The organism is Pseudomonas sp. GM41(2012) (genome assembly GCF_000282315.2).
Taxonomy (GTDB): domain Bacteria; phylum Pseudomonadota; class Gammaproteobacteria; order Pseudomonadales; family Pseudomonadaceae; genus Aquipseudomonas.
Window position 1 is genome coordinate 439,956 of the sequence record NZ_AKJN02000007.1, and the last position, 22,938, is coordinate 462,893.

At 59.1% G+C, this 22,938-nt stretch carries 21 protein-coding genes; 16 read left to right on the plus strand and 5 right to left on the minus strand.

Annotated features, from left to right (window positions below):
• Positions 1-185: 185 nt before the first annotated feature.
• The 7 genes from PMI27_RS12480 to PMI27_RS12450 all read left to right on the plus strand — a co-directional run bounded on the left by PMI27_RS12480 (position 186) and on the right by PMI27_RS12450 (position 5,760).
• Positions 186-824 (plus strand): peroxiredoxin, encoded by a 639-nt coding sequence (locus PMI27_RS12480; RefSeq protein ID WP_008150432.1) that lies wholly within the window; start codon positions 186-188, stop codon positions 822-824.
• Between the two features lie 258 nt (positions 825-1,082).
• Entirely contained in the window at positions 1,083-1,676 is a 594-nt protein-coding gene (ssuE, locus tag PMI27_RS12475) for an NADPH-dependent FMN reductase (protein ID WP_008150435.1), read from the plus strand.
• A gap of 101 nt (positions 1,677-1,777) precedes the next feature.
• A complete protein-coding gene (locus tag PMI27_RS12470) occupies positions 1,778-2,743 on the plus strand; it encodes a sulfonate ABC transporter substrate-binding protein (RefSeq protein ID WP_008150438.1) in 966 nt (321 codons plus the stop codon).
• A 25-nt stretch (positions 2,744-2,768) separates the two neighbouring features.
• Entirely contained in the window at positions 2,769-3,917 is a 1,149-nt protein-coding gene (gene ssuD, locus PMI27_RS12465) for an FMNH2-dependent alkanesulfonate monooxygenase (RefSeq protein WP_008150440.1), read from the plus strand.
• 8 nt (positions 3,918-3,925) lie between these two features.
• Positions 3,926-4,708, plus strand: coding sequence for an aliphatic sulfonate ABC transporter permease SsuC (gene ssuC / locus PMI27_RS12460; RefSeq protein ID WP_008150441.1), 783 nt, complete (start codon positions 3,926-3,928; stop codon positions 4,706-4,708).
• Positions 4,705-5,511 carry an aliphatic sulfonates ABC transporter ATP-binding protein gene (ssuB, locus tag PMI27_RS12455; protein WP_008150444.1) on the plus strand — a complete coding sequence of 269 codons (807 nt, stop codon included), beginning with the start codon at positions 4,705-4,707 and terminating at the stop codon, positions 5,509-5,511. Before ssuC ends, ssuB begins: the two co-directional genes overlap by 4 nt.
• Before the next feature lie 33 nt (positions 5,512-5,544).
• Entirely contained in the window at positions 5,545-5,760 is a 216-nt protein-coding gene (locus tag PMI27_RS12450; protein ID WP_003229256.1) for a TOBE domain-containing protein, read from the plus strand.
• Between the two features lie 201 nt (positions 5,761-5,961).
• Here the strand turns inward: PMI27_RS12450 and PMI27_RS12445 are convergent, their stop codons facing one another.
• Both PMI27_RS12445 and PMI27_RS12440 read right to left on the minus strand, forming a co-directional pair.
• On the minus strand, positions 5,962-6,594 hold the full coding sequence (locus tag PMI27_RS12445; RefSeq protein ID WP_008150446.1) for a TetR/AcrR family transcriptional regulator: 633 nt from the start codon (positions 6,592-6,594) through the stop codon (positions 5,962-5,964).
• Positions 6,595-6,858: 264 nt separating this feature from the next.
• Entirely contained in the window at positions 6,859-8,235 is a 1,377-nt protein-coding gene (locus PMI27_RS12440; RefSeq protein ID WP_008150449.1) for a glutamine synthetase family protein, read from the minus strand.
• Between the two features lie 278 nt (positions 8,236-8,513).
• On the opposite strand from PMI27_RS12440, the gene PMI27_RS12435 reads away from it, so the two are divergent.
• From PMI27_RS12435 to PMI27_RS12400, 8 genes are all read left to right on the plus strand, one after another.
• The gene (locus PMI27_RS12435; protein ID WP_008150451.1) at positions 8,514-9,290 is read left to right on the plus strand and encodes a gamma-glutamyl-gamma-aminobutyrate hydrolase family protein; all 777 of its coding nucleotides are present in this window, start codon (positions 8,514-8,516) and stop codon (positions 9,288-9,290) included.
• A gap of 37 nt (positions 9,291-9,327) precedes the next feature.
• A complete protein-coding gene (locus PMI27_RS12430) occupies positions 9,328-10,686 on the plus strand; it encodes a glutamine synthetase family protein (RefSeq protein ID WP_008150453.1) in 1,359 nt (452 codons plus the stop codon).
• Positions 10,687-10,746: 60 nt separating this feature from the next.
• Positions 10,747-12,111 (plus strand): aspartate aminotransferase family protein, encoded by a 1,365-nt coding sequence (locus PMI27_RS12425; RefSeq protein ID WP_008150454.1) that lies wholly within the window; start codon positions 10,747-10,749, stop codon positions 12,109-12,111.
• 182 nt (positions 12,112-12,293) lie between these two features.
• Positions 12,294-13,391, plus strand: a complete 1,098-nt coding sequence (locus tag PMI27_RS12420) for a polyamine ABC transporter substrate-binding protein (RefSeq protein ID WP_033053390.1) — start codon at positions 12,294-12,296, stop codon at positions 13,389-13,391.
• Positions 13,392-13,579: 188 nt separating this feature from the next.
• Positions 13,580-14,677, plus strand: a complete 1,098-nt coding sequence (locus PMI27_RS12415; RefSeq protein ID WP_008150456.1) for a polyamine ABC transporter substrate-binding protein — start codon at positions 13,580-13,582, stop codon at positions 14,675-14,677.
• A 73-nt stretch (positions 14,678-14,750) separates the two neighbouring features.
• Positions 14,751-15,893 (plus strand): ABC transporter ATP-binding protein, encoded by a 1,143-nt coding sequence (locus tag PMI27_RS12410; RefSeq protein WP_008150457.1) that lies wholly within the window; start codon positions 14,751-14,753, stop codon positions 15,891-15,893.
• A 35-nt stretch (positions 15,894-15,928) separates the two neighbouring features.
• On the plus strand, positions 15,929-16,810 hold the full coding sequence (locus PMI27_RS12405) for an ABC transporter permease subunit (protein ID WP_177327868.1): 882 nt from the start codon (positions 15,929-15,931) through the stop codon (positions 16,808-16,810).
• On the plus strand, positions 16,807-17,700 hold the full coding sequence (locus PMI27_RS12400; RefSeq protein WP_008150461.1) for an ABC transporter permease subunit: 894 nt from the start codon (positions 16,807-16,809) through the stop codon (positions 17,698-17,700). Before PMI27_RS12405 ends, PMI27_RS12400 begins: the two co-directional genes overlap by 4 nt.
• Before the next feature lie 44 nt (positions 17,701-17,744).
• Here the strand turns inward: PMI27_RS12400 and PMI27_RS12395 are convergent, their stop codons facing one another.
• Positions 17,745-18,386 carry an HD domain-containing protein gene (locus PMI27_RS12395; protein ID WP_008150463.1) on the minus strand — a complete coding sequence of 214 codons (642 nt, stop codon included), beginning with the start codon at positions 18,384-18,386 and terminating at the stop codon, positions 17,745-17,747.
• Positions 18,387-18,700: 314 nt separating this feature from the next.
• On the opposite strand from PMI27_RS12395, the gene PMI27_RS12390 reads away from it, so the two are divergent.
• Positions 18,701-19,666 (plus strand): GlxA family transcriptional regulator, encoded by a 966-nt coding sequence (locus tag PMI27_RS12390; RefSeq protein WP_008150465.1) that lies wholly within the window; start codon positions 18,701-18,703, stop codon positions 19,664-19,666.
• A 147-nt stretch (positions 19,667-19,813) separates the two neighbouring features.
• Here the strand turns inward: PMI27_RS12390 and PMI27_RS12385 are convergent, their stop codons facing one another.
• Together PMI27_RS12385 and PMI27_RS12380 are read right to left on the minus strand one after the other, a co-directional pair.
• Positions 19,814-22,225 carry a penicillin acylase family protein gene (locus PMI27_RS12385; RefSeq protein ID WP_008150467.1) on the minus strand — a complete coding sequence of 804 codons (2,412 nt, stop codon included), beginning with the start codon at positions 22,223-22,225 and terminating at the stop codon, positions 19,814-19,816.
• A gap of 107 nt (positions 22,226-22,332) precedes the next feature.
• Positions 22,333-22,914: a DUF6436 domain-containing protein gene (locus tag PMI27_RS12380; RefSeq protein ID WP_008150480.1), complete on the minus strand. Its 582-nt coding sequence runs from the start codon at positions 22,912-22,914 to the stop codon at positions 22,333-22,335.
• Between the last annotated feature and the right edge of the window lie 24 nt (positions 22,915-22,938).

The following is a 22,938-nucleotide window of genomic DNA, read 5'->3' on the forward strand; positions in this document are numbered from 1 at the left end:
CTTTGTGCAGCAACTCAAGGCCTTCTCGAACCTTGTGGGCGATAGTCGTCCTGTCCGCTGCCGAGGTCCAGTGAACACATTTTTAATATTCTTTTACGATCTAAATAAATCGATATTTATTCTTTTTAATGAATAAGAAATGCAGGCACAGTTGACCTCAACAAGCACTCACCAGGAGCAGCACCATGAGCCTCAGACTGGGCGATATTGCCCCCGACTTTGAACAGGATTCCAGCGCCGGCACCCTCCGTTTCCACGAATGGCTGGGCGATAGCTGGGGCGTGCTGTTTTCCCACCCGGCGGACTTCACCCCGGTGTGCACCACGGAGTTGGGCTTCACTGCCAAGCTCAAGGACGAATTTACCCAACGTGGTGTGAAAGCCATTGCCCTGTCCGTGGACCCGGTGGATTCGCACCACAAGTGGATCGAAGACATCAACGAAACCCAGAACACCCTCGTCAACTTCCCGATCCTTGCCGATGCCGACCGGAAGGTCTCGGACCTCTACGACCTGATCCACCCGAACGCCAACGACACCCTGACCGTGCGTTCGCTGTTCGTGATCGACCCAAACAAAAAGGTTCGGCTGACCATCACCTACCCGGCGAGCACCGGCCGTAACTTCCATGAAATTCTGCGGGTGATCGACTCGCTGCAACTCACCGACAACTACAAGGTGGCCACCCCGGCCAACTGGCAGGACGGTGATGAAGTAGTGATCGTGCCGTCGCTCAAGGACGAAGACGAAATCAATAAACGTTTTCCCAAGGGCTATCGCGCGGTGAAGCCGTACCTGCGTCTGACGCCACAGCCCAATCGTTGAATTGAGATAACCACCCCTGTAGGAGCAAGGCTTGCCCGCGATGAGAGCGACTCGGTATTTCTGGCGTCAGGGATGACGCCATCGCGGGCAAGCCTTGCTCCTACAGGGACCCGGGAAAAGCCATTTCATATAGAACTACAATGCATAACCAAATGAATAAATATGATTTATGGATATAACAATCCCCTGTTAAGGTCACTTCCATCAAAGCGAGATCGCAAGCCGCGAATCGCCAACACCGTTCAAGGAATCCTCTGAATGCTGGTCGTCTCACTCGGTGGCAGTCCCAGCCAACGCTCCCGTTCCGGGGTGCTGCTGGAGCGCTCCCAACGCTGGTTGCAGGAGCAAGGTGTGGAAGTGGTGAGTTACCAGGTACGGGACTTCCCGGCCGAAGACTTGCTGCATGCACGCTTCGACAGCCCGAAGGTGATCGACCTGCTGCAACAGATTGAAAACGCCGATGGCCTGCTGATCGCCACGCCGGTCTACAAAGCGTCGTTCTCCGGCGCATTGAAAACCGTGCTGGACCTGCTGCCCGAACGCGCCCTGGCCCACAAAGTGGTGTTGCCAATGGCCACCGGCGGCAGCATCGCCCATATGTTGGCGGTGGATTACGCGCTCAAGCCTGTGTTGTCGGCGTTGAAAGCCCAGGAAATGCTTCACGGGATTTTCGCCGTAGACAGCCAGATCGCTTACGGCGAAGGCAGCGTCCAGGCGCAGTTGGCACCGGAGCTGGAAGAAAGACTGAATGAATCGCTGGAGCTGTTTTTCAGCGCCATGGCCCGACGGCCCAAGCCGATCGATCCGAACCTGTTGAATGAACGTTTATTGAGTGCTCGCTGGAGCATTTAAGCCAGTACTTAAGCCACACCTGAAATTGATGTACTGGCCTTACTCGCCCGCTAACGGGCAAGCAGGTGCAGCCAAAACCCAACTGCAAAAAGGAGAGCGCCATGCGCACTGTCATTTTGCGTCGTGGTCTGGTCGCTCTGTTTGCTGCGGCTGTAACCTTCGGCGCCATTACTCAAGCTCAAGCCGAGACATTGCGAATCGGCTATCAAAAATACGGCACTTTGGTGCTGCTCAAAGCCAAAGGCACTTTGGAAAAACGCCTCGCCGCCCAAGGCGTGGACGTGCAATGGACTGAATTCCCCGGCGGCCCGCAACTGCTCGAAGGCCTGAACGTCGGCTCCATCGACTTCGGCGTGACGGGTGAAACTCCACCGGTATTCGCTCAAGCCGCCGGCGCCGATCTGCTCTACGTCGCCTACGAACCACCAGCGCCTCACAGCGAAGCGATCCTGGTGCCGAAGGACTCGGCGATCAAATCGGTGCAGGACCTCAAGGGCAAGAAAGTCGTCCTGAACAAAGGCTCCAACGTTCACTACCTGTTGGTCCGCGCACTGGAAGATGCCGGCCTCAAATACACCGACATCCAGACCGTATTCCTGCCGCCGGCCGATGCCCGCGCTGCGTTCGAACGTGGCAGCGTCGATGCTTGGGTGATCTGGGACCCGTACCAGGCCGCCGCTGAACAACAATTGCAGGCACGCACCCTGCGTGATGGCCAAGGCATCGTCGACAACCATCAGTTCTACCTCGCGACCAAGCCCTATGCGCAGAAAAATCCTGAGGTGATCAAGACCCTGGTGGAAGAAGTGCGCGCGGTCGGCGAGTGGTCGAAGGCCAACCCCGAAGACGTGACTAAACAAGTCTCGCCACTGCTCGGCCTGCCGGCGGATATCACCCTGACCTCGGTGAAACGCCAGGGTTACGGCGCGCTGTTCCTCACACCTGAAGTGGTCGCCGCACAACAGAAAATCGCCGACAGCTTCTACCAGCTCAAGCTGATTCCAAAGCCGCTGAGCATCAAAGACGTGATCTGGACGCCTCCGGCGGCCGTTGCCAAAGCTCAGTAATTCGAATCCCTAAGGAGACCACTCCATGAGCCTCAATATCTTCTGGTTCCTGCCTACCCACGGCGACGGCCATTACCTTGGCACCGCCGAAGGCGCTCGCGCCGTCGACCACGGTTATCTGCAACAAGTCGCGCAAGCGGCGGATCGCCTGGGCTTCGGCGGGGTGCTGATTCCTACGGGTCGCTCTTGCGAAGACTCGTGGCTGGTGGCCGCGTCGCTGATCCCGGTGACCCAGCGTTTGAAATTCCTCGTCGCGCTACGCCCCGGGATCATTTCCCCGACGGTGGCAGCGCGTCAGGCCGCGACGCTGGATCGCCTGTCCGGCGGCCGTGCGTTGTTCAACCTGGTAACCGGCGGTGATCCGGAAGAATTGGCTGGCGACGGTTTGTTCCTGACTCACGAAGAACGCTATCAAGCCTCGGTGGAATTCACCCGCATCTGGCGCCGTGTGCTGGAAGGCGAAACCGTCGATTACGACGGTCAGCACATCAGCGTGAAGGGCGCCAAATTGCTCTATCCGCCGATCCAGCAACCGCGTCCGCCGCTGTACTTCGGCGGTTCTTCGGAAGCGGCGCAAGACCTCGCGGCAGAGCAGGTCGAAATGGTCCTGACCTGGGGCGAACCTCCGGCCGCCGTTGCCGAGAAGATCGAACAAGTGCGCGCCAAAGCCGCGAAGCTTGGGCGCACCGTGCGCTTCGGCATTCGTTTGCATGTGATCGTTCGTGAAACCAATGCCGAAGCCTGGCAAGCGGCGGATCGGCTGATCTCTCATCTGGACGACGACACCATCGCTCGCGCTCAAGCTTCTCTGGCGCGCTTCGACTCGGTCGGTCAGCAACGCATGGCCGCTCTGCATGGCGGCAGCCGTGACAACCTGGAAGTCAGCCCGAACCTGTGGGCCGGTGTCGGCCTGGTGCGTGGCGGTGCCGGTACAGCATTAGTGGGCGACGGTCCGACCGTGGCCGCTCGCGTGAAGGAATACGCGGACCTAGGCATCGACACGTTCATCTTCTCCGGTTATCCACACCTGGAAGAGTCTTATCGCGTCGCCGAATTGCTGTTCCCGCACCTGGACATCGAGCGTCCGCAATTGCCGAAAAGCGCCGGTTACGTCAGCCCGTTTGGTGAGATGGTCGCCAACGACATTCTCCCCAAAGCCGCGTCGCAGAGCTGAGGCGCGCCATGAAGAAACTTATCCATAACCTTGCGCCCTGGGCGTTGCCGGTGTTGCTGCTGGCGGTGTGGCAGTTGTCGGTGTCGGCGGGCTGGTTGTCGACACGGATTCTGCCGGCACCAATCGCCGTCATCGAAGCCGGCGTCAGCCTGGTGCGCAGCGGTGAAATCTGGACGCACCTGGCGATCAGCGGCTGGCGTGCAGCGCTGGGCTTCGCCATCGGCGGCAGCATCGGTCTGACCCTGGGCTTCATCACCGGCCTGTCGAAATGGGGCGAACGCCTGCTCGACAGTTCGGTGCAGATGATCCGCAACGTGCCGCACCTGGCGCTGATTCCACTGGTGATCCTGTGGTTCGGCATCGACGAGTCGGCGAAGATTTTCCTGGTGGCGTTGGGCACGTTGTTCCCGATCTACCTCAACACCTATCACGGCATCCGCAACGTCGATCCGGCGCTGGTGGAAATGTCCCGCAGTTATGGCTTGTCCGGTTTCAGCCTGTTCCGTCAGGTGATCCTGCCGGGCGCGCTGCCTTCGATTCTGGTCGGCGTGCGCTTCGCACTGGGCTTCATGTGGCTGACGTTGATCGTCGCGGAAACCATTTCCGCCAGCTCCGGCATCGGCTACCTGGCGATGAATGCCCGGGAGTTCTTGCAGACTGACGTGGTGGTACTGGCGATTCTTTTGTACGCCGTGCTCGGCAAACTCGCCGACCTCGCGGCCCGTGGACTTGAACGCGTGTGGTTGCGCTGGCACCCGGCCTATCAGGTTGTTAAAGGAGGTGCGGCATGACGGCTCAACAACCTCCACGCCTGCTGCGCGGGATTCCGCTGGCAGTGCGCAAACTACAGAAGACTTTTGGTTCGCGACAGGTTTTGCGCGAGATCGATCTGCACATCCCGGCAGGTCAGTTTGTCGCCGTGGTCGGTCGTAGCGGTTGCGGCAAAAGCACCTTGCTGCGCTTGCTCGCCGGTCTCGACAAACCCACGGGCGGTGAATTGCTCGCAGGTTCCGCGCCGCTGAGTAAGGCGCGGGAAGACACTCGACTGATGTTCCAGGAAGCGCGCTTGCTGCCGTGGAAAAAGGTCATCGACAACGTCGGCCTCGGGCTCAAGGGCAACTGGCGTCCGCAAGCGCTGGAAGCGTTGGAGTCGGTGGGCCTGGCGGATCGCGCCAATGAATGGCCGGCCGCCTTGTCCGGTGGCCAGAAGCAACGAGTGGCCCTGGCTCGCGCGCTGATCCATCAACCGCGTTTGCTGTTGCTGGACGAACCGCTGGGCGCGCTGGATGCACTGACCCGAATTGAAATGCAGCAACTGATCGAGCGGCTCTGGCAGAAGCACGGTTTCACCGTGTTGCTGGTCACCCACGATGTCAGTGAAGCGGTGGCGATTGCCGATCGGGTGATCCTGATCGAAGAGGGCGAAGTCGGCCTCGACCTGCACGTTGAGCTGCCGCGCCCTCGGGTTCGTGGCTCCCATCGGCTGGCGGCGCTGGAAACCGAAGTCCTCAATCGCGTGCTGGCGCTGCCCGGCGAGCCGCCGGCACCGGAACCTGTTTCACCATTGCCCACGCAATTGCGCTGGGCTCAATAACTCAAGCCTTATCCAACGACAGGAATCAACATCATGACGATCAAAGCCATCAACGTTCGTAACCAGTTCAAAGGCTCCATCAAGGAAATCGTACTCGGCGACGTGCTGTCCGAAATCGACGTACAAACCGCTTCCGGCATCGTCACCTCGGTGATCACCACTCGCTCGGTGAAAGAGCTGGAACTGGTGGTCGGCAGCGAAGTGATCGCGTTTGTGAAATCCACCGAGGTGTCGATCGCCAAGTTGTAAGCGCGTGCGCAAACAACAACCCCGAACGGTTTAAGCCCTTCGGGGTTTTTTATGCGTGTTTTCCGGTAAATCAGCGGTGCGGCTATCGCGAGCAGGCTCGCTCCCACAGTTGATCTCCAGTGAACATGAATTGTGTGCCCGATACTAATTCAATGTGGGAGTGAGCCTGCTCGCGATGAGGCCGGGATGGTCAGCGAATAATCAAACGGTGCGCTTGGGCAAATAGGGTGGCAAATACAGGCCCAGATAGGCATCGAATACCCGCATGCCTTCTTCGGCCATGCGCGACGTTATCTGTCCGTGTTGTTGCACCGAGCGCGCATAGACGCGGTCGCCGAGCTCCATCGCCAAGGCAAACACATCCACATCACTCGGCAGCCTCGGCAGTTCGAAGTGATGGTCGAACAGCTTGTGCATCAAGTCGCCGAGTTCGATGTCGTGCTGACGGTCAGCCTGGGTGACTTCGGTCAGCCCGTGCTGGGCAAGGATCAGTTGGCGGGCGGCGGCGTCTTCGTCATAGATGTCGAGCATGCGCTGCTCCACCAGTCGCGAAAGATCGCGCCAGCCGTTGAGGGCGTCGTGGTCGATGGGCGCTTGCAGGCAGGCACGGAATGCAGCATGGACGTCGGCCGTCAGGGCTTCGAGCAGCGCCGGGACGCTGGCAAAGAAGTGGTAGACGGAGGAGGGCGGGATCTCCGCGCGTTCGGCGACGCTGTAGATCGACAGGCTGGCCACGCCCTCGGCAGCCAGCAGCGTGCGGGCGGCATCGAGTATCGAATCGATCCGGGCCTGGCTGCGAGCGCGGGGTTTGCGAATGGTGGCGGTGCGCGTCATTGAAGTCTCCTGCGGGGCAGCGGGCATTGTACGCAGAGCGGGCAGATGTTCCATATCCCCTGTGGTGAGGGGATTTATCCCCGTTGGGTCGCGAAGCGGCCCCAAAGCCTGCAGCTGCGGTGTGTCAGGCGTATCGCGTACAGAGGTTTTGCGACTGCTTCGCAGCCGAACGGGGATAAATCCCCTCGCCACAATGTCTGTGTTCGGCCATAAAAAAACGCCGCAGGCTTTGTCAGCCGGCGGCGTTGTTTTTACTGCAACCGCTTACACGGTATGCAGGTACCAGTTGTACTCGAGGTCGGAGATGGAGTGTTCGAACTCCTCCAGCTCGCTCTCTTTACACGCGACGAAGATATCGATGTATTTCGGGTCGATGTACTTGGCCATGACTTCGCTGTCGTCCAGCTCACGCAATGCATCGCGCAGGTTGTTCGGCAGGCTTTGCTCGTTCTGCTCGTAGGAGTTGCCTTCCACGGGTGCGCCCGGCTCGATCTTGTTGGTCAGGCCGTGGTGCACGCCCGCCAGGACCGAAGCCATCAGCAGGTACGGGTTGGCATCGGCGCCGGCAACGCGGTGTTCCAGACGGACCGCGTCGGCGGAACCGGTCGGCACACGCACCGCAACAGTACGGTTATCCAGACCCCAGCACGGTGCATTCGGCACGTAGAACTGTGCGCCGAAACGACGGTAGGAGTTGACGTTCGGGCAGAGGAAAGCCATCTGCGCCGGTAGGGTCTCGAGCACACCGCCGATCGCGTGACGCAGTGCGGCGTTCTGCTCGGGATCCTCACTGGCAAAAATGTTTTTGCCGTCTTTATCAAGAATCGAGATGTGGACATGCAGACCGTTGCCCGCCTGGCCCGGGTAAGGCTTGGCCATGAACGTGGTGTCCATCTCATGGTCGTAGGCGATGTTTTTGATCAGACGTTTTAGCAGGACTGCGTAGTCGCAGGCCTTGATCGGGTCGGCAACGTGGTGCAGGTTCACTTCGAACTGCGCCGGGGCACTTTCCTTGACGATTGCGTCGGCAGGGATGCCTTGCTCTTTCGCACCTTCCAGAATGTCCTGGAGGCAGTCGACGTATTCGTCGAGGTCGTCGATCAGGTAAACCTGGGTCGAATGCGGGCGTTTGCCGGAGATCGGCGAGCGAGGCGGTTGTGGGCGACCGTTCACGTTCTCCTGGTCGATCAGGTAGAACTCCAGTTCAAACGCGGCGCAGATGGTCAGACCCATCTCGTCGAACTTGGCAACAACTTGACGCAGAACTTCACGGGGATCCGCGAAGAAAGGTTCACCTTCAAGTTCGTGCATGGTCATTAACAGTTGCGCGGTAGGGCGCTTTTGCCAAGGCTCATTGCACAGGGTGTCAGGGATTGGATAGCAGATTCGGTCAGCATCGCCGATGTCCAGGCCCAGGCCGGTGCTTTCCACCGTCGAGCCATTGATATCCAGAGCAAATAGAGAGGCCGGCAGGTTGATGCCTTTCTCGTAAACCTTGTGGAGGCTGGTGCGTTCAATGCGCTTGCCGCGCACCACACCATTCATATCCGCAATCAGAAGGTCAACGTACAGAACCTCAGGATGTTCCTTAAGGAACGCGTTCGCTTCGTTAAGCTGAACGGCACGCGGGGGTACCGACATGATGCAACACCTTTGTTGTTAAAAATATCAATCATTGATCTCTTCGGATTCCAGTCAACCCGAACGGCATGCCGAAGTCAAGCGAGGCCTTTTTTGCCCTAAAAAAGCACCCATTGGGCTTTTTTGAGGCACTTTGGGGCGTTTTTATGCCTTTGAGCGCTTTAGCGTCTGCGGGCTGGAGCGGGCCGTGTTGTATTTTTTACGGGGGTGTTGTGTAAAAAAATGAACAAGGCTAAGCTCGATTCAAACCCATAACACCAATAATACCGGGGTGCTTCATGTCTCGCCTGCCGTTAATCGGCGTCACCGCCTGCTCTAAGCAGATCGGTCTGCATGCTTATCACATCAGTGGCGACAAGTACGTCCGCGCCGTGGCCTCAGCGGCCAAGGGGCTGCCAGTGATTCTTCCGTCCCTGGCCGATTTGCTGGCACCGTCCGATATTCTGGACGGTCTGGATGGCATCCTCTTTACAGGCTCTCCTTCCAATATAGAACCGTTTCACTATAGCGGCCCAGCCAGCGCGCCGGGCACTGCTCATGATTCTGCACGAGATGCCACCACCCTCCCGTTGATCCGCGCCGCTGTCGAGGCCGGTATTCCCGTGCTTGGCATTTGCCGCGGCTTCCAGGAAATGAATGTGGCGTTCGGCGGCAGCCTGCATCAAAAAGTCCACGAAGCCGGTCCATTCATGGATCACCGTGAAGACGATAGCCTACCGCTTGAAGGACAGTATGCGCCAAGTCACCCGGTGCACATTCAGCCGGGTGGTGTGCTTGCAGGTCTGGGCCTGGCGAGCGAGATACAGGTCAATTCGATTCATGGTCAGGGCGTTGAACGTCTGGCGCCGGGCCTTTGCGTCGAAGCCTTGGCGCCTGATGGGTTGATCGAGGCAGTCTCGGTCCCGCAGGGCAAGGGTTTTGCTTTGGGAGTGCAATGGCATCCTGAATGGCAGGTAAGCTCAAACCCGGATTACCTTGCGATCTTCCAGGCATTTGGCAATGCCTGTCGTAAGCGCGCATTACAACGCGACGCCGATGCGTCAAACAACGCCTGACTTATTAGAGTCAGGAAACTCAGCCTAAGAGGCATTTATGAGTAACAACCTCGACCAGCTCACCGATTGGTTGAAAGACCACAAGATCACAGAAGTCGAATGCATGATCGCCGACTTGACCGGGATCACCCGGGGCAAGATTTCGCCGACCAACAAGTTCATTGCCGAAAAAGGCATGCGCCTGCCCGAGAGCGTTCTGTTGCAGACCGTGACCGGCGACTATGTCGAAGACGACATCTATTACGAACTGCTCGACCCGGCCGACATCGACATGATCTGCCGCCCCGACCAGAACGCGGTATTCCTTGTGCCCTGGGCCATCGAGCCCACCGCTCAGGTAATCCACGACACCTACGACAAGCAAGGCAACCCGATCGAGCTGTCGCCGCGCAACGTGCTCAAAAAGGTGCTGAAACTCTATTCCGACAAAGGCTGGCAGCCGATCGTGGCGCCAGAAATGGAGTTCTACCTGACCAAGCGCTGCGAAGACCCGGACTTCCCGCTGCAACCGCCGATTGGCCGTTCCGGTCGCCCGGAAACCGGTCGCCAGTCCTTCTCGATTGAAGCGGCAAACGAATTCGATCCGCTGTTCGAAGATGTCTATGACTGGTGCGAATTGCAGGAACTGGACCTCGACACGCTGATCCACGAGGACGGCACGGCGCAGATGGAAATCAACTTCCGTCACGGCGATGCCCTGTCCCTGGCCGACCAGATCCTGGTGTTCAAGCGCACCATGCGCGAAGCCGCGCTCAAGCACAACGTGGCAGCCACCTTCATGGCCAAGCCCATGACCGGCGAGCCGGGCAGTGCGATGCACTTGCACCAGAGCATCATCGACATCGAGACCGGCAAGAACGTCTTCTCCAATGAAGACGGGAGCATGAGCCAGCTGTTCCTGAACCACATCGGTGGTTTGCAGAAACTGATCCCCGAGTTGTTGCCGCTGTTCGCCCCGAACGTCAACTCGTTCCGCCGCTTCCTGCCGGACACCTCGGCACCGGTGAACGTGGAGTGGGGCGAAGAGAACCGTACCGTGGGCTTGCGGGTTCCGGATGCCGGGCCGCAAAACCGTCGGGTGGAAAACCGCCTGCCGGGCGCCGACGCCAACCCGTACCTGGCGATTGCCGCGAGCCTGCTCTGCGGTTACATCGGCATGGTCGAAGGCTTGAACCCGAGTGCGCCGGTGGTGGGCCGTGGCTATGAACGCCGCAACCTGCGCCTGCCACTGACCATCGAAGACGCGCTGGAACGCATGGAACACAGCGCGACTATCGAGAAATACCTGGGCAAGAAATTCATCACTGGCTACGTCGCGGTCAAGCGGGCCGAGCATGAAAACTTCAAGCGCGTGATCAGTTCGTGGGAGCGGGAATTCCTGCTCTTCGCCGTCTGATGCGCCGGGCGCGGCTGTAAATTGCCGCGTCCTTCACCGAAAAATCTTAGGAGAATTCGCATGACCAGCAACAACCCGCAAACCCGTGAATGGCAAACCCTGAGCAACGATCACCACCTGGCCCCGTTCAGCGATTTCAAGCAGCTGAAAGAGAAAGGCCCGCGGATCATCACCAACGCCAAGGGCGTTTACCTCTGGGACAGCGAAGGCAACAAGATCCTCGACGGCATGGCCGGTCTGTGGTGTGTAGCCATCGGCTACGGTCGCGATGAACTGGCCGATGCCGCCAGCAAACAAATGCGTGAACTGCCTTACTACAACCTGTTCTTCCAGACGGCTCACCCGCCGGTGCTGGAACTGGCCAAGGCCATCTCCGACATCGCGCCACAAGGCATGAACCATGTGTTCTTCACCGGTTCCGGCTCTGAAGGCAACGACACCATGCTGCGTATGGTTCGCCACTACTGGGCGATCAAGGGCCAGCCGAAGAAGAAAGTCATCATCAGCCGCAAGAACGGTTATCACGGTTCGACCGTGGCCGGCGCGAGCCTGGGTGGCATGACGTACATGCACGAACAAGGCGACTTGCCGATCCCGGGCATCGTCCACATCGCGCAGCCGTACTGGTTCGCTGAAGGCGGCGAGATGACACCGGAAGAGTTCGGTATCTGGGCGGCCAATCAGCTGGAAGAGAAGATTCTGGAAGTCGGCGTGGACAACGTCGGTGCCTTTATTGCCGAGCCGATCCAGGGTGCCGGCGGCGTGATTATTCCGCCAGACACCTACTGGCCGCGCATCAAGGAAATCCTCACCAAGTACGACATCCTGTTCGTGGCTGACGAAGTGATCTGTGGTTTCGGCCGCACCGGTGAGTGGTTCGGTACCGATTTCTACGACCTCAAACCCGACATGATGACCATCGCCAAAGGCCTGACGTCCGGCTACATCCCTATGGGTGGCCTGATCGTGCGTGACGAAGTGGTGGCGGTGCTCAACGAAGGTGGCGATTTCAACCACGGTTTCACCTATTCCGGGCACCCGGTGGCTGCTGCGGTGGCACTGGAGAACATCCGCATCCTGCGCGAAGAAAAAATTATCGAGCGCGTTCATGCAGAAACGGCACCCTATTTGCAAAAGCGTCTACGGGAACTGAACGATCACCCGTTGGTGGGGGAAGTGCGTGGGGTAGGTCTGCTGGGGGCAATCGAGCTGGTGAAGGACAAAGCCACTCGCAAGCGTTACGAAGGCAAGGGCGCCGGCATGATTTGCCGCACGTTCTGCTTCGAAAACGGCCTGATCATGCGCGCCGTGGGCGACACCATGATCATCGCTCCGCCACTGGTGATTACACCGGCTGAAATCGATGAGTTGGTGACCAAGGCACGCAAGTGTCTGGACCTGACCCTGAGTGCATTGCAGGGCTAAGTGCTAGGCTCTGAGCGGGGTGTGACGTGTGCACTTCGCTCAGCGCAAACAAAGGATGGGTCTTTCCTTGAAAGCCTGCCTTGGATCTTGCCAGACTACCGGTTGTTTCAGATGCCCAGGAAAGGCCGCTGAACACGTGGTTAAAAAGAAAAATTGGAGCATTACCCATGAAGGCATTAGGTATGAAGATAACTGGCAAGACCCTCCTCGCCATGTCCCTGATGGGCGTGATGGCGGGCGCAGTTCAGGCGGACGACAAGATTCTTCACGTGTACAACTGGTCCGATTACATCGCACCGGATACCGTCAAGAAGTTCGAAGCCGAGTCGGGGATCAAGGTTGTTTACGACGTATTCGACAGTAACGAAACCCTGGAAGCCAAGTTGCTGGCAGGCAAGTCCGGCTACGACATCGTCGTGCCGTCGAACAACTTCCTGGCCAAGCAGATAAAGGCTGGTGTTTACCAGAAGCTCGACAAGTCCAAGCTGCCTAACTGGAAGAACCTGAACCCTGACCTGCTTAAAGCCGTATCGGTAAGTGACCCGGGCAACGAACACGCGTTCCCGTACATGTGGGGTTCGATCGGTATTGGCTTCAACGCCGAGAAGGTCAAGGCTGCACTGGGTGCCGACGCACCGACCGATTCCTGGGACCTGATCTTCAAGCCTGAAAACGCTGCCAAGTTGAAGTCGTGCGGTATCAGCTTGCTGGACTCGCCAACCGAGATGATTCCGGTGGCGTTGCACTACCTGGGCCTGCCAACCGACAGCCAGAAGAAAGAAGACATCGACAAGGCTGAAGCGCTGATCATGAAGGTCCGTCCTTCGATCGCCTACTTCCACTCGTCCAAATACATCTCCGACCTGGCCAACGGCAACATCTGCGTAGCCGTAGGTTATTCGGGCGACATCTACCAGGCCAAGTCCCGTGCAGCTGAAGCCGGTGACAAGGTGAAAGTCAGCTACAACATTCCGAAAGAAGGTGCTGGCAGCTTCTACGACATGGTCGCCATCCCTAAAGATGCCGAAAACGTCGAAGGCGCCTACAAGTTCATGACCTTCCTGCAGAAGCCGGAAATCATGGCTGAAATCACCAACGCCGTGCGTTTCCCGAACGGTAACGCGGCTGCCACCCCGTTGGTTGATAAAGACATCACCAGCGATCCAGGCATCTACCCGCCAGCGAACGTGCTGGCCAAGCTGTACGCGATTGCCGACCTGCCGGCCGCGACCCAGCGACTCCTGACTCGCAGTTGGACCAAGATCAAATCCGGTAAGTAAGCCGGTTTGAGGCAATCACCTGCTGTCGTCGCCTGCGCGGTGACGGCAGCCGGTGTAATTAAATGACAGAAAGTTTTGCTGGAACGGTTTTTCGAGGGTAAGTTGCGCGCCGGTTTTGTTGCCAGGCAGCCAACGCTGTCATGTAACGCGGGGCAACTTGGGCCCAACTAATTTTAGAGGACCTCCACGTGCCTGTTTTTTCTTTGTTGCGCAATGCACTGCTGGTCGGCGCCGGACTGACGCTTGCCGTTAGTGTCCAGGCCGCTGGCACCGTGCATATTTATAACTGGTCGGACTATATCGGTTCGACGACCCTGGCAGACTTCCAGAAAGAAACCGGCATCAAGCCGGTGTATGACGTCTTTGATTCCAACGAAACCCTGGAAGGCAAGTTGCTGGCCGGGCGTACTGGTTATGACGTGGTCGTGCCGTCCAACCACTTCCTGGGCAAGCAGATCAAGGCGGGCGCTTTCCAGAAGCTCGACAAGTCGAAGCTGCCTAACTATTCCAACCTCGACCCGGTGCTGCTCAAGCGCCTGGAACAGAACGATCCGGGTAACTTGTACGCCGTGCCGTATCTGTGGGGCACCAACGGCATCGGTTACAACGTCGACAAAGTGAAGGCTGTACTGGGCCTCGACAAGATCGATTCCTGGGATGTGGTGTTCGAACCAGAGAACATCAAGAAACTGCACAGCTGTGGCGTGGCGTTCCTCGACTCCGCCGATGAAATGATGCCCACGGTCCTCAACTATATGGGCCTGAACGCCAACAGCACCAACCCCGAAGACTACAAAAAGGCCGAAGCCAAGTTGCTCGCGGTGCGGCCTTACGTGACCTATTTCCACTCGTCCAAATACATCGCGGACCTGGCCAACGGCGATATCTGCGTGGCGATCGGTTTTTCCGGCGACATGTTCCAGGCCAAGGCCCGGGCGGCTGAAGCCGGCAAAGGCATGAACATCGCCTACTCGATTCCGAAAGAGGGCGGCGCGCTCTGGTTCGACATGTTGGCGATCCCCAAGGATGCGGCCAACGTCAAGGAAGCCCATGCCTTCATCAACTATTTGCTCAAGCCTGAAGTGATTGCACAGGTCAGCGATTCGGTTGGCTACGCGAACCCCAACCCTGGCTCGGACAAATTGATGGAGCAATCAATCCGCACGGACGAATCGGTTTATCCACCACAAGCAGTCCTCGACAAGACTTACGTGTCTATCGAGTTACCACCAAACATTCAACGTTTGATGACCCGCAGCTGGACCAAGGTCAAGTCGGGTAAATAGCGACAAGGCTCAAACTATCCAAGGTTGGCTCACCTTGAGCGAACTGCACTCTTTTTTTCTGGGAGTTTCGTAAATGGCAGTTGCCTCCGGCGCCTATAAGAAAGCCCTCGAGGGCGACCAATCACCTAAACAGGTGTTGGTCAAAATCGACCGGGTCACGAAGAAATTCGACGAGACGATTGCCGTGGACGATGTGTCCCTGGAAATCAAGAAAGGCGAGATTTTCGCCCTGCTCGGCGGTTCGGGATCGGGCAAATCCACGTTGCTGCGCATGCTCGCAGGCTTCGAACGGCCCACGGAGGGGCGCATTTTCCTCGATGGCGTAGACATCACCGACATGCCGCCGTACGAGCGGCCGATCAACATGATGTTCCAGTCCTACGCCTTGTTCCCGCACATGACCGTCGCGCAGAACATCGCATTTGGCCTCAAACAGGACAAAATCCCCGCAGCTGAAGTCGATGCCCGTGTCGCGGACATGCTCAAGCTGGTTCAGATGACGCAATACGCCAAGCGCAAGCCGCATCAGTTGTCCGGTGGCCAGCGTCAGCGTGTGGCCCTGGCGCGTTCCCTGGCCAAGCGGCCGAAGCTATTGCTGCTCGACGAACCGATGGGTGCTCTGGACAAGAAGCTGCGTTCGCAAATGCAGCTTGAGCTTGTCGAGATCATCGAGCGGGTCGGCGTAACCTGCGTCATGGTGACCCACGACCAGGAAGAGGCCATGACCATGGCCGAGCGCATCGCGATCATGCACCTGGGCTGGATCGCCCAGATCGGCAGCCCGATCGACATCTACGAAACCCCGACCAGCCGTCTGGTCTGCGAGTTCATCGGCAACGTCAACATCTTCGACGGTGAAGTGATCGATGACGCCGAAGGTCATGCGACCATCACCTGCAAGGACCTGGACCGCCAGATTTACGTGGGCCACGGCATCAGCACCTCGGTGCAGGACAAATCCGTGACCTACGCGATCCGTCCGGAAAAACTGCTGGTGACGCCGACCATGCCGACTTGCGAATACAACTGGTCCAGCGGCAAGGTGCACGACATCGCCTACCTCGGTGGCCACTCGGTGTTCTACGTCGAACTGCCGAGTGGCAAGATCGTCCAGTCCTTCGTCGCCAACGCCGAGCGCCGCGGTCAGCGCCCAACCTGGGGTGACCAGGTCTACGTGTATTGGGAAGACGACAGCGGCGTGGTACTTCGCTCATGAACATGCGCAAATTCAAACGCCGACTCAGTCGAATAATTCCCGGTGGCCGTCAGATGGTCATCGGGGTTCCGTTCATTTGGCTGTTCATGTTCTTCATGTTGCCGTTCTTCATTGTCCTGAAGATCAGCTTCGCCGAAGCGGACGTGGCCATTCCGCCGTACACCGAGATCTACAGCTACCTCGACCAAAAGGTGCAGTTGCTGCTTAACCTGAGCAACTACGCGATGCTGGCCGGCGACGAGTTGTACATCGCCGCCTACCTCGGCTCGTTGAAGATGGCGCTGATCAGCACCGTCCTCTGTTTGCTGATCGGCTACCCGATGGCCTACGCCATTGCCAGTGCCCGCAAAGAGCTGCAAACGGTACTCGTGCTGCTGATCATGATGCCGACCTGGACCGCGATCCTGATCCGCGTTTATGCGTGGATGGGCATCCTCAGCAACAACGGTCTGCTCAATGGTTTCCTGATGACCATGGGCTGGATCGACGAACCGCTGCAGATCCTCAACACCAACCTCGCGGTATACATCGGCGTGGTTTATTCGTACTTGCCGTTCATGATCCTGCCGCTCTACGCCAACCTGGTGAAGCACGACAACAGCCTGCTGGAAGCCGCCTCCGACCTGGGGTCGAGCACGTTCAACAGCTTCTGGAAAATCACCATTCCCTTGTCCAAGAACGGCATCGTCGCCGGCTGCATGCTGGTGTTCATTCCGGTGGTGGGCGAGTTCGTGATCCCGGAACTGCTCGGCGGTCCGGAAACCCTGATGATCGGTAAAGTGCTCTGGCAAGAGTTCTTCAACAACCGTGACTGGCCGGTGGCGTCTGCCCTGGCGGTGGTGATGCTGGCGATCCTGATTGTGCCGATCATCCTGTTCAACCGCAGTCAGGCCAAGGAAATGGAGGGTAAAGAATGAAGCGCTTCCGTTTCTCAAGTTTCATGCTGGTGGCGGGTTTGCTGTTCATCTACGCGCCGATGCTGATCCTGGTGATCTACTCGTTCAACGCCTCGAAACTGGTGACGGTGTGGGGCGGCTGGTCGATCAAGTGGTACGTCGGCTTGATGGACAACACCCAACTGATGGGCTCGGTGGTGCGCTCGCTGGAAATCGCCTGCTACACGGCGGTGGCGGCGGTGGTGCTGGGTACGTTGGCGGCGTTTGTGCTGACCCGTATCACCCGCTTCAAGGGTCGCACGCTGTTCGGTGGCCTGGTCACCGCGCCGCTGGTGATGCCTGAAGTGATCACCGGTCTGTCGCTGTTGCTGCTGTTCGTGGCGATGGCGCAGATGATCGGTTGGCCACAGGAACGCGGCATCATCACCATCTGGATCGCCCACACCACGTTCTGTGCGGCGTATGTGGCGGTGGTGGTCTCGGCGCGCTTGCGTGAGCTGGACCTGTCCATCGAAGAGGCGGCCATGGACCTTGGCGCGCGGCCATGGAAGGTGTTCTTCCTGATCACCATCCCGATGATCGCGCCCTCCTTGGGGGCCGGCGGCATGATGTCGTTCGCCTTGTCCCTGGATGACCTGGTGTTGGCGAGCTTCGTATCGGGCCCAGGTTCGACGACCTTGCCGATGGAAGTGTTCTCGGCGGTGCGTCTGGGCGTGAAACCCGAGATCAACGCCGTGGCCAGTCTGATTTTGCTGGCGGTATCGCTGATGACGTTCCTGGTCTGGTTCTTCAGCCGTCGTGCCGAAGAAAGTCGCAAGCGTGCGATCCAGCAGGCGATCGAAGAAGGCGCTGCCGACTCCTGGAAACAACCGGACGTGCGTCGCGCCCAGCAGGCGCCGGAAGCGGCTTGAAGGTTGGCCACGAATAAGTGGCCACGCCAGATCCCACAGTTGTTTTACGACATCCAAGGGGACTTGCGGATGATCTCGACGAAGTTCATCGGTTTGAAGCCTGGCTCGCTATCCACCAGCACATCCGCGTTCACGGTGCCAAACGTGGTATCCGGCTTGTGTTTGAAGCCATTGGCAAACGCACACAGGATGCACTCCTTGAACCCTTCGCCACGCGGGTGGGCATGCACCACTGCTTCGCGTTGCGCGCTGGGGAACGCTGCGTAATCGATGCCCAACACATCCATTTCAACGCCCGCGGTGACCAGCGCCACATTAGGCCGCAGGTGTTGCGGCACGCCCGGTGTGGTGTGCAGGGCAATCGACAACCAGACCTGTTCGATATCATCGTCGGACAAACCGTAAGGCTTGAGGAATGCTTTGGCAGCGTTGGCGCTATCGACTTCGAAGCGCTCGTCGTCAGTGCGATGACCCTCCACCAGACCCAAGTCATGGAACATCGCGCCGACGTACAACAGTTCGGGGTTGTAGGTCAGTTGCTTGCGTTCGCCGCTCAAGGCACCGAACAGAAACACCCGGCGCGAGTGGTGATACAGCAGGTCTGATTCGACGTCGCGAATGTATTCCGTGGTGGCTTTGGTCAACGCGCTGTCGGGGATTTTGATACCGGCGATGATGCTGCTCATGCTGCTGTCCTCATGGGGGACGCCGTGGCGGCGCTGATGGAGTCAGTCTGTCCGCGCACCCCAAACCGGACAATCGATCCATGGCTGCGATCCCGGCCAATGAGCATGCATATCGCGCCAACCTCGCTTGTTGCACACGGATTGGCTAAGTTTGGTCTCGGCGAATAAGCTTTTGTGGCGAGGGGATTTATCCCCGTTGGGCTGCGAAGCGGCCCCAAAAAGCCTGGGAGCGCTGCGCACTCCAACGGGGCGGTGCGACGTTTCGCTAAATCCCCTCGCCACAGGTAAGCGTGATTCCTAGAGGCCTTCGAACCATGAGTAAAACCGTTGCCATCGTGGTCTTCGCCGGCGTTCAGTCCCTGGACGTCACCGGTCCCATGGATGTGTTTTGCGAAGCCAATCGTTTCCTTGAGCCCCCCGATCACTATCGACTGGAGGTGATTGGCGTCGAGCGCGGGGTGATGGCGTGTTCCAACGGTTTGTCACTCAATGCCCATCGGCATTTCAGCGAAGCGCTGGAGGCCTACGACTTGCTGCTGGTGGCCGGTGGGCCGCAGTTGCCGTTCATGGATTTTGGTGCGGCATTCGATACCTGGCTGCGCGATGCCTGCGCGCAGGCGCAACGCTTTGGCTCGATCTGCAACGGCGCGTTCATGCTCGCCCGGGCCGGATTGCTGGAAGGGCGAACGGTCACCACCCACTGGGGCGACGCCGCGGCGCTGGCGCAGTTGTGCCCGTCGACTCAGGTCGAGGCGGATCGTCTTTACGTGGAGGACGGCGAGCTCTACACCTCGGCGGGTGTCACGGCGGGGATTGATCTGTCGCTGTACTTGCTGGCCAGGGATCACGGGCCGGAAGTAGCGCTGAGTGTGGCAAAGCGACTGGTGGTGTTCACTCAGCGCTCGGGCGGGCAGTCACAGTTCAGCCCATTCCTCACGCCACACGCCGAACCCACTTCTGCCGTGGCGTTGGTGCAGCTCTATGTGTTGGCCAACCTGACGGGCGACCTGGCGATTGCCGACCTGGCCAACGCCGCCAACATGAGTGCCCGCAACTTTTCCCGGGTGTTTGCCAAAGAGGCGAAAGTCACCCCGGCGGAATTCGTCGAACGGGCCAGGGTGGATGCGGCGCGGGTGCTGCTTGAAAGCACCCACTCGCCGCTGAAGACCGTGGCTTATCAGTGCGGATTTCGCGATGCCCAGCACATGCGCAGTGTGTTCAACCGCAGGCTGGGCGTGACGCCACAGCAGTTCAGGCTGAACTTTGCGGCGATGGTTTGAACTGACATTTATGTTGCTTGTCAGGGCCTCATCGCGAGCAGGCTCACTCCCACATTGGATCGTCGGCGCACACAATATTTGTGTCCAATGAAGATCCATTGTGGGAGTGAGCCTGCTCGCGATGGCGTCAGCCCGGTCAACACAAATCTATTGCCCTGACCGCGCCGGCAACAGCTTCAACGTACTGCGGGTGTTGGCCGTGACTTCTTCGTCGTTGAGGTGCGCCTGGTAGTAAATCCCTTCGATATACGCCTCAGACTGGTCGTCATAGTGGCTGTCGAACGGTACGCCACTCTGGCCAACCGGGTTGACGGTCAGGCTGTGGGTCGGGTCGGCGAAGTCGATCAGGCGCCGCGTCGACGGACCGTAAGTCACAGGCCAAGGCGCCGGGCCGATCCTGGCCGAGAGGTTGTTCGGTACTTCATGGGTGCCGGGTGCCGCGAACGGGCCGACATTGAAGATCCGGTCCAGCGGCTTTTGTTGCCCCAGCGGATGGCCATGGGTCAGCGTGTGCGCCTTGCCCCACTGCCATTGCGCGAAATCGCCGCCGAGGGTGGTTTTGAGATGCGCGATGCTCGCCTGCCATGCAACCTTGACCGTATCGGCGCGGGTTTCCTTGCCGAGGGTGTTGCGGTTGTCCCACCACGGTGAATCGGCAGTCGCGGCCAAGCGCGGCAGTGCGGAATCAATCACCCGGGTCGACAGCAACGTCTCGAAGAAATCATTGCCCAGCTCATCGTGCATCGTCGCGTCAGCCAGGTTGAACAGGAACTGGTTGAATAGCGTGGCGCTGGTGGAGTCGAGCGGGTAGTCGCCTTTCCATTGGGCCAGTTGCTCAACCAGTTTGAGTTCGGCGGGATCGCTCACCACCTCACGCAGTACCGGCAACAACGGCGCCAGCAAGCGCGGGCCGTAAGCGGTGGTAGTGCCCAGTTGCAGCTTCTGGCTGGCGTCCAGATCCCACTTGATGGTTTTGTCGCTGAGCTGGCGATTGAGCTGCTGACCTCGATCGGCCAGGTTGTAGTAGCCGGGAATCTCCATGCCGGTCGGCGTCACTGGCTGGAAGTTGGCCGAGACGATGTAACCGCGTGCCGGGTTCTCTTCCTGTGGGTTGGCGCTGAACGGGTAAAAACCTTCCTTGTCCGCGTCGGCGGTGCTGCCATCGAGGATGAACCCCGGACGCACACCCGCCGGACGTTTTGGCAGTTGCGCCGCTGCCCACCAACCGATGTCGCCCTTGGCGTTGGCCCAGACGATGTTCAGGCCCGGCGCCTGGACCTTTGCGGAGGCACTGCGCGCCTTGGCCTGGGTGTCGGCGCGGTTGAGCTGATAGAAGCCTTCAAGGATCGGATTCTGGCTTTCAAGGAAACCCCACCACATGGCGATCGGCGTTTTACCGACGCCGCTGCCCAACGCATCGTTGACGATCGGACCGTGGGGCGACTGGCGCAGCACCAATGTCACCGGTGCCTGGCCCTTGACCGCGATCTGCTGTTCGCTGGTCACCATGTCCACCCACTTGCCGCGATACCAGACCTGATTGGAGTTGTCCGGGTTGACCTTCTCGGCGATCAGATCGAGGTCGTCGTTCTGGAACATGGTGATGCTCCAGCCGAAGTCGCGGTTCATCCCGAGAGAGGCGAACGGCATCAATGCCTGATAGTGGCCGTAGAGCTCGAAACCCGGCGCCGAGAGCTGCGCTTCATACCACACCGACGGCGCGGAAAAACGGATATGCGGGTCGCCGGCCAGCAGCGGTTTTCCGCTTTTGGTATGGCTGCCGGAGACGGCCCAGGCGTTGCTGCCCTCGAACTGCGGCAAGCCGTTGTCGGCCAGTGCCTGCTCGCTGAGGCGGGCGAGGGCGTTGAGGTCTTTCCAGTCGGTACTGGCGAGGGGTGGCATGGCAGCGCTGCGGTTTTTCGCCAGCACGCCTTTGGGCTGCCAGTCGAGATCGAAGACGTTCAGGTAGTTGGCGCCCAACTGATCGCGCACGTAGGTCAGCAACGGTTCGGTGCGAAACGCTGCGGCAAAACTGTAGGCCATGTAACCGGTAATGCTGATGGTGTCCTGGGCGGTGAACGGGCGTTTGGGAATGCCCAGCACATCAAACTCCGCAGGTTTTGGATGGCTGTCCTGATACTGGTTGATGCCATCCAGATAAGCTTGCATGGCGATAAAGGCCGGCGATTGTTTGTCCATGTTCGCCAGGTAGGTGTCGGCGCGTTCGCGAATGCGCAGGCTGCGCATCAGCTTGTCGGTGTCGAGCAGCTTTGGGCCCAGTACTTCGGCCAGTTCGCCGCGGGCGAGGCGGCGCAGGGCTTCCATCTGAAACAGCCGGTCCTGGGCGTGCACGTAGCCGAGGGCGCGGTACAGGTCGGTTTCGTTCTCGGCGCGGATGTGCGGGATGCCGCGCTCGTCATAGCGCACGGTGACCGAACCTTGCAGGTGCTGCAGTTCCACCATGCCTTGGCGTGTCGGCTGCTTGCTGTAGACGTACCAGCCTGCACCTGCGGCGAGCGCAACAATCAGCAGGGCGAGAACGGTCAGGCTACGTTTCATGGTGATTCCTTGTTGTTATCGTGGCAGCAATTCCCTGGCGCCACTGTTTAACACGGCTTGCCGACATGGCCATCGCACTTAGGAGGGATTCGCGTCTCCTGTCAGCCTTACTTCACAGCGTCGACAGGCCACGGGCAGTAACAACCCACGGCCAGTGTGTGCGTGGCATTCACCGCGCGGCCTTCGCTCAACGCTTGCAGAATCGGCTCAATAAAGCTGTTATTCGAATTGCAGGTCAGGCCTTCGCTGTACGGGCCGAAATACGCCAGTTTGCCGCTGCGATCCCAGATCGCCACGGCCGGGCTCGCGGGGATCTGTTCGGAACCTGGCAGGACGGCGATGCTTTTCAGGCTGCTTAAGGTGTTCGGCAACTGACCGTGGCTGCCGGGTTTTTGTACCGCATAAAACTCCACGCCTTGCGGTACATAACGCTCAACCAGTTCGCTCAGGTGTTGTTGATTACCGACGTTGCACGGGCAGGCCGGGTCCCAGAAGTGCACGAGGCGGATGGCGCCGGGGCCGGCGAGGTTGTCAGGCAGGCGCAGCGGGTCGCCGGAGAACACCGCGGTGCGCTCGCTGAACGCTCGCAGGTAGCGGCCCTGAAACCAGTCGTAAGCAGCCCACAGCACACCGGCACACACGAGGGCGAGCAGGCTGGCAAGCAGTGTGGCGCGGTAGGGCGAGCGCATGGATTTCAGTCCTCGAAGGTGCGC

Bases quoted from the DNA above. Each gene is read 5' to 3' on its own strand.
- ssuB (WP_008150444.1), top strand. From the start codon at position 4,705: ATGACGGCTCAACAACCTCCACGCCTGCTGCGCGGGATTCCGCTGGCA.
- ssuE (WP_008150435.1), top strand. From the start codon at position 1,083: ATGCTGGTCGTCTCACTCGGTGGCAGTCCCAGCCAACGCTCCCGTTCC.
- PMI27_RS12440 (WP_008150449.1), bottom strand. From the start codon at position 8,235: ATGTCGGTACCCCCGCGTGCCGTTCAGCTTAACGAAGCGAACGCGTTC.
- PMI27_RS12430 (WP_008150453.1), top strand. From the start codon at position 9,328: ATGAGTAACAACCTCGACCAGCTCACCGATTGGTTGAAAGACCACAAG.
- ssuC (WP_008150441.1), top strand. From the start codon at position 3,926: ATGAAGAAACTTATCCATAACCTTGCGCCCTGGGCGTTGCCGGTGTTG.
- ssuD (WP_008150440.1), top strand. From the start codon at position 2,769: ATGAGCCTCAATATCTTCTGGTTCCTGCCTACCCACGGCGACGGCCAT.
- PMI27_RS12385 (WP_008150467.1), bottom strand. From the start codon at position 22,225: ATGAAACGTAGCCTGACCGTTCTCGCCCTGCTGATTGTTGCGCTCGCC.
- PMI27_RS12400 (WP_008150461.1), top strand. From the start codon at position 16,807: ATGAAGCGCTTCCGTTTCTCAAGTTTCATGCTGGTGGCGGGTTTGCTG.
- PMI27_RS12410 (WP_008150457.1), top strand. From the start codon at position 14,751: ATGGCAGTTGCCTCCGGCGCCTATAAGAAAGCCCTCGAGGGCGACCAA.
- PMI27_RS12445 (WP_008150446.1), bottom strand. From the start codon at position 6,594: ATGACGCGCACCGCCACCATTCGCAAACCCCGCGCTCGCAGCCAGGCC.
- PMI27_RS12390 (WP_008150465.1), top strand. From the start codon at position 18,701: ATGAGTAAAACCGTTGCCATCGTGGTCTTCGCCGGCGTTCAGTCCCTG.
- PMI27_RS12450 (WP_003229256.1), top strand. From the start codon at position 5,545: ATGACGATCAAAGCCATCAACGTTCGTAACCAGTTCAAAGGCTCCATC.
- PMI27_RS12470 (WP_008150438.1), top strand. From the start codon at position 1,778: ATGCGCACTGTCATTTTGCGTCGTGGTCTGGTCGCTCTGTTTGCTGCG.
- PMI27_RS12420 (WP_033053390.1), top strand. From the start codon at position 12,294: ATGAAGATAACTGGCAAGACCCTCCTCGCCATGTCCCTGATGGGCGTG.
- PMI27_RS12380 (WP_008150480.1), bottom strand. From the start codon at position 22,914: ATGCGCTCGCCCTACCGCGCCACACTGCTTGCCAGCCTGCTCGCCCTC.
- PMI27_RS12480 (WP_008150432.1), top strand. From the start codon at position 186: ATGAGCCTCAGACTGGGCGATATTGCCCCCGACTTTGAACAGGATTCC.
- PMI27_RS12395 (WP_008150463.1), bottom strand. From the start codon at position 18,386: ATGAGCAGCATCATCGCCGGTATCAAAATCCCCGACAGCGCGTTGACC.
- PMI27_RS12425 (WP_008150454.1), top strand. From the start codon at position 10,747: ATGACCAGCAACAACCCGCAAACCCGTGAATGGCAAACCCTGAGCAAC.
- PMI27_RS12435 (WP_008150451.1), top strand. From the start codon at position 8,514: ATGTCTCGCCTGCCGTTAATCGGCGTCACCGCCTGCTCTAAGCAGATC.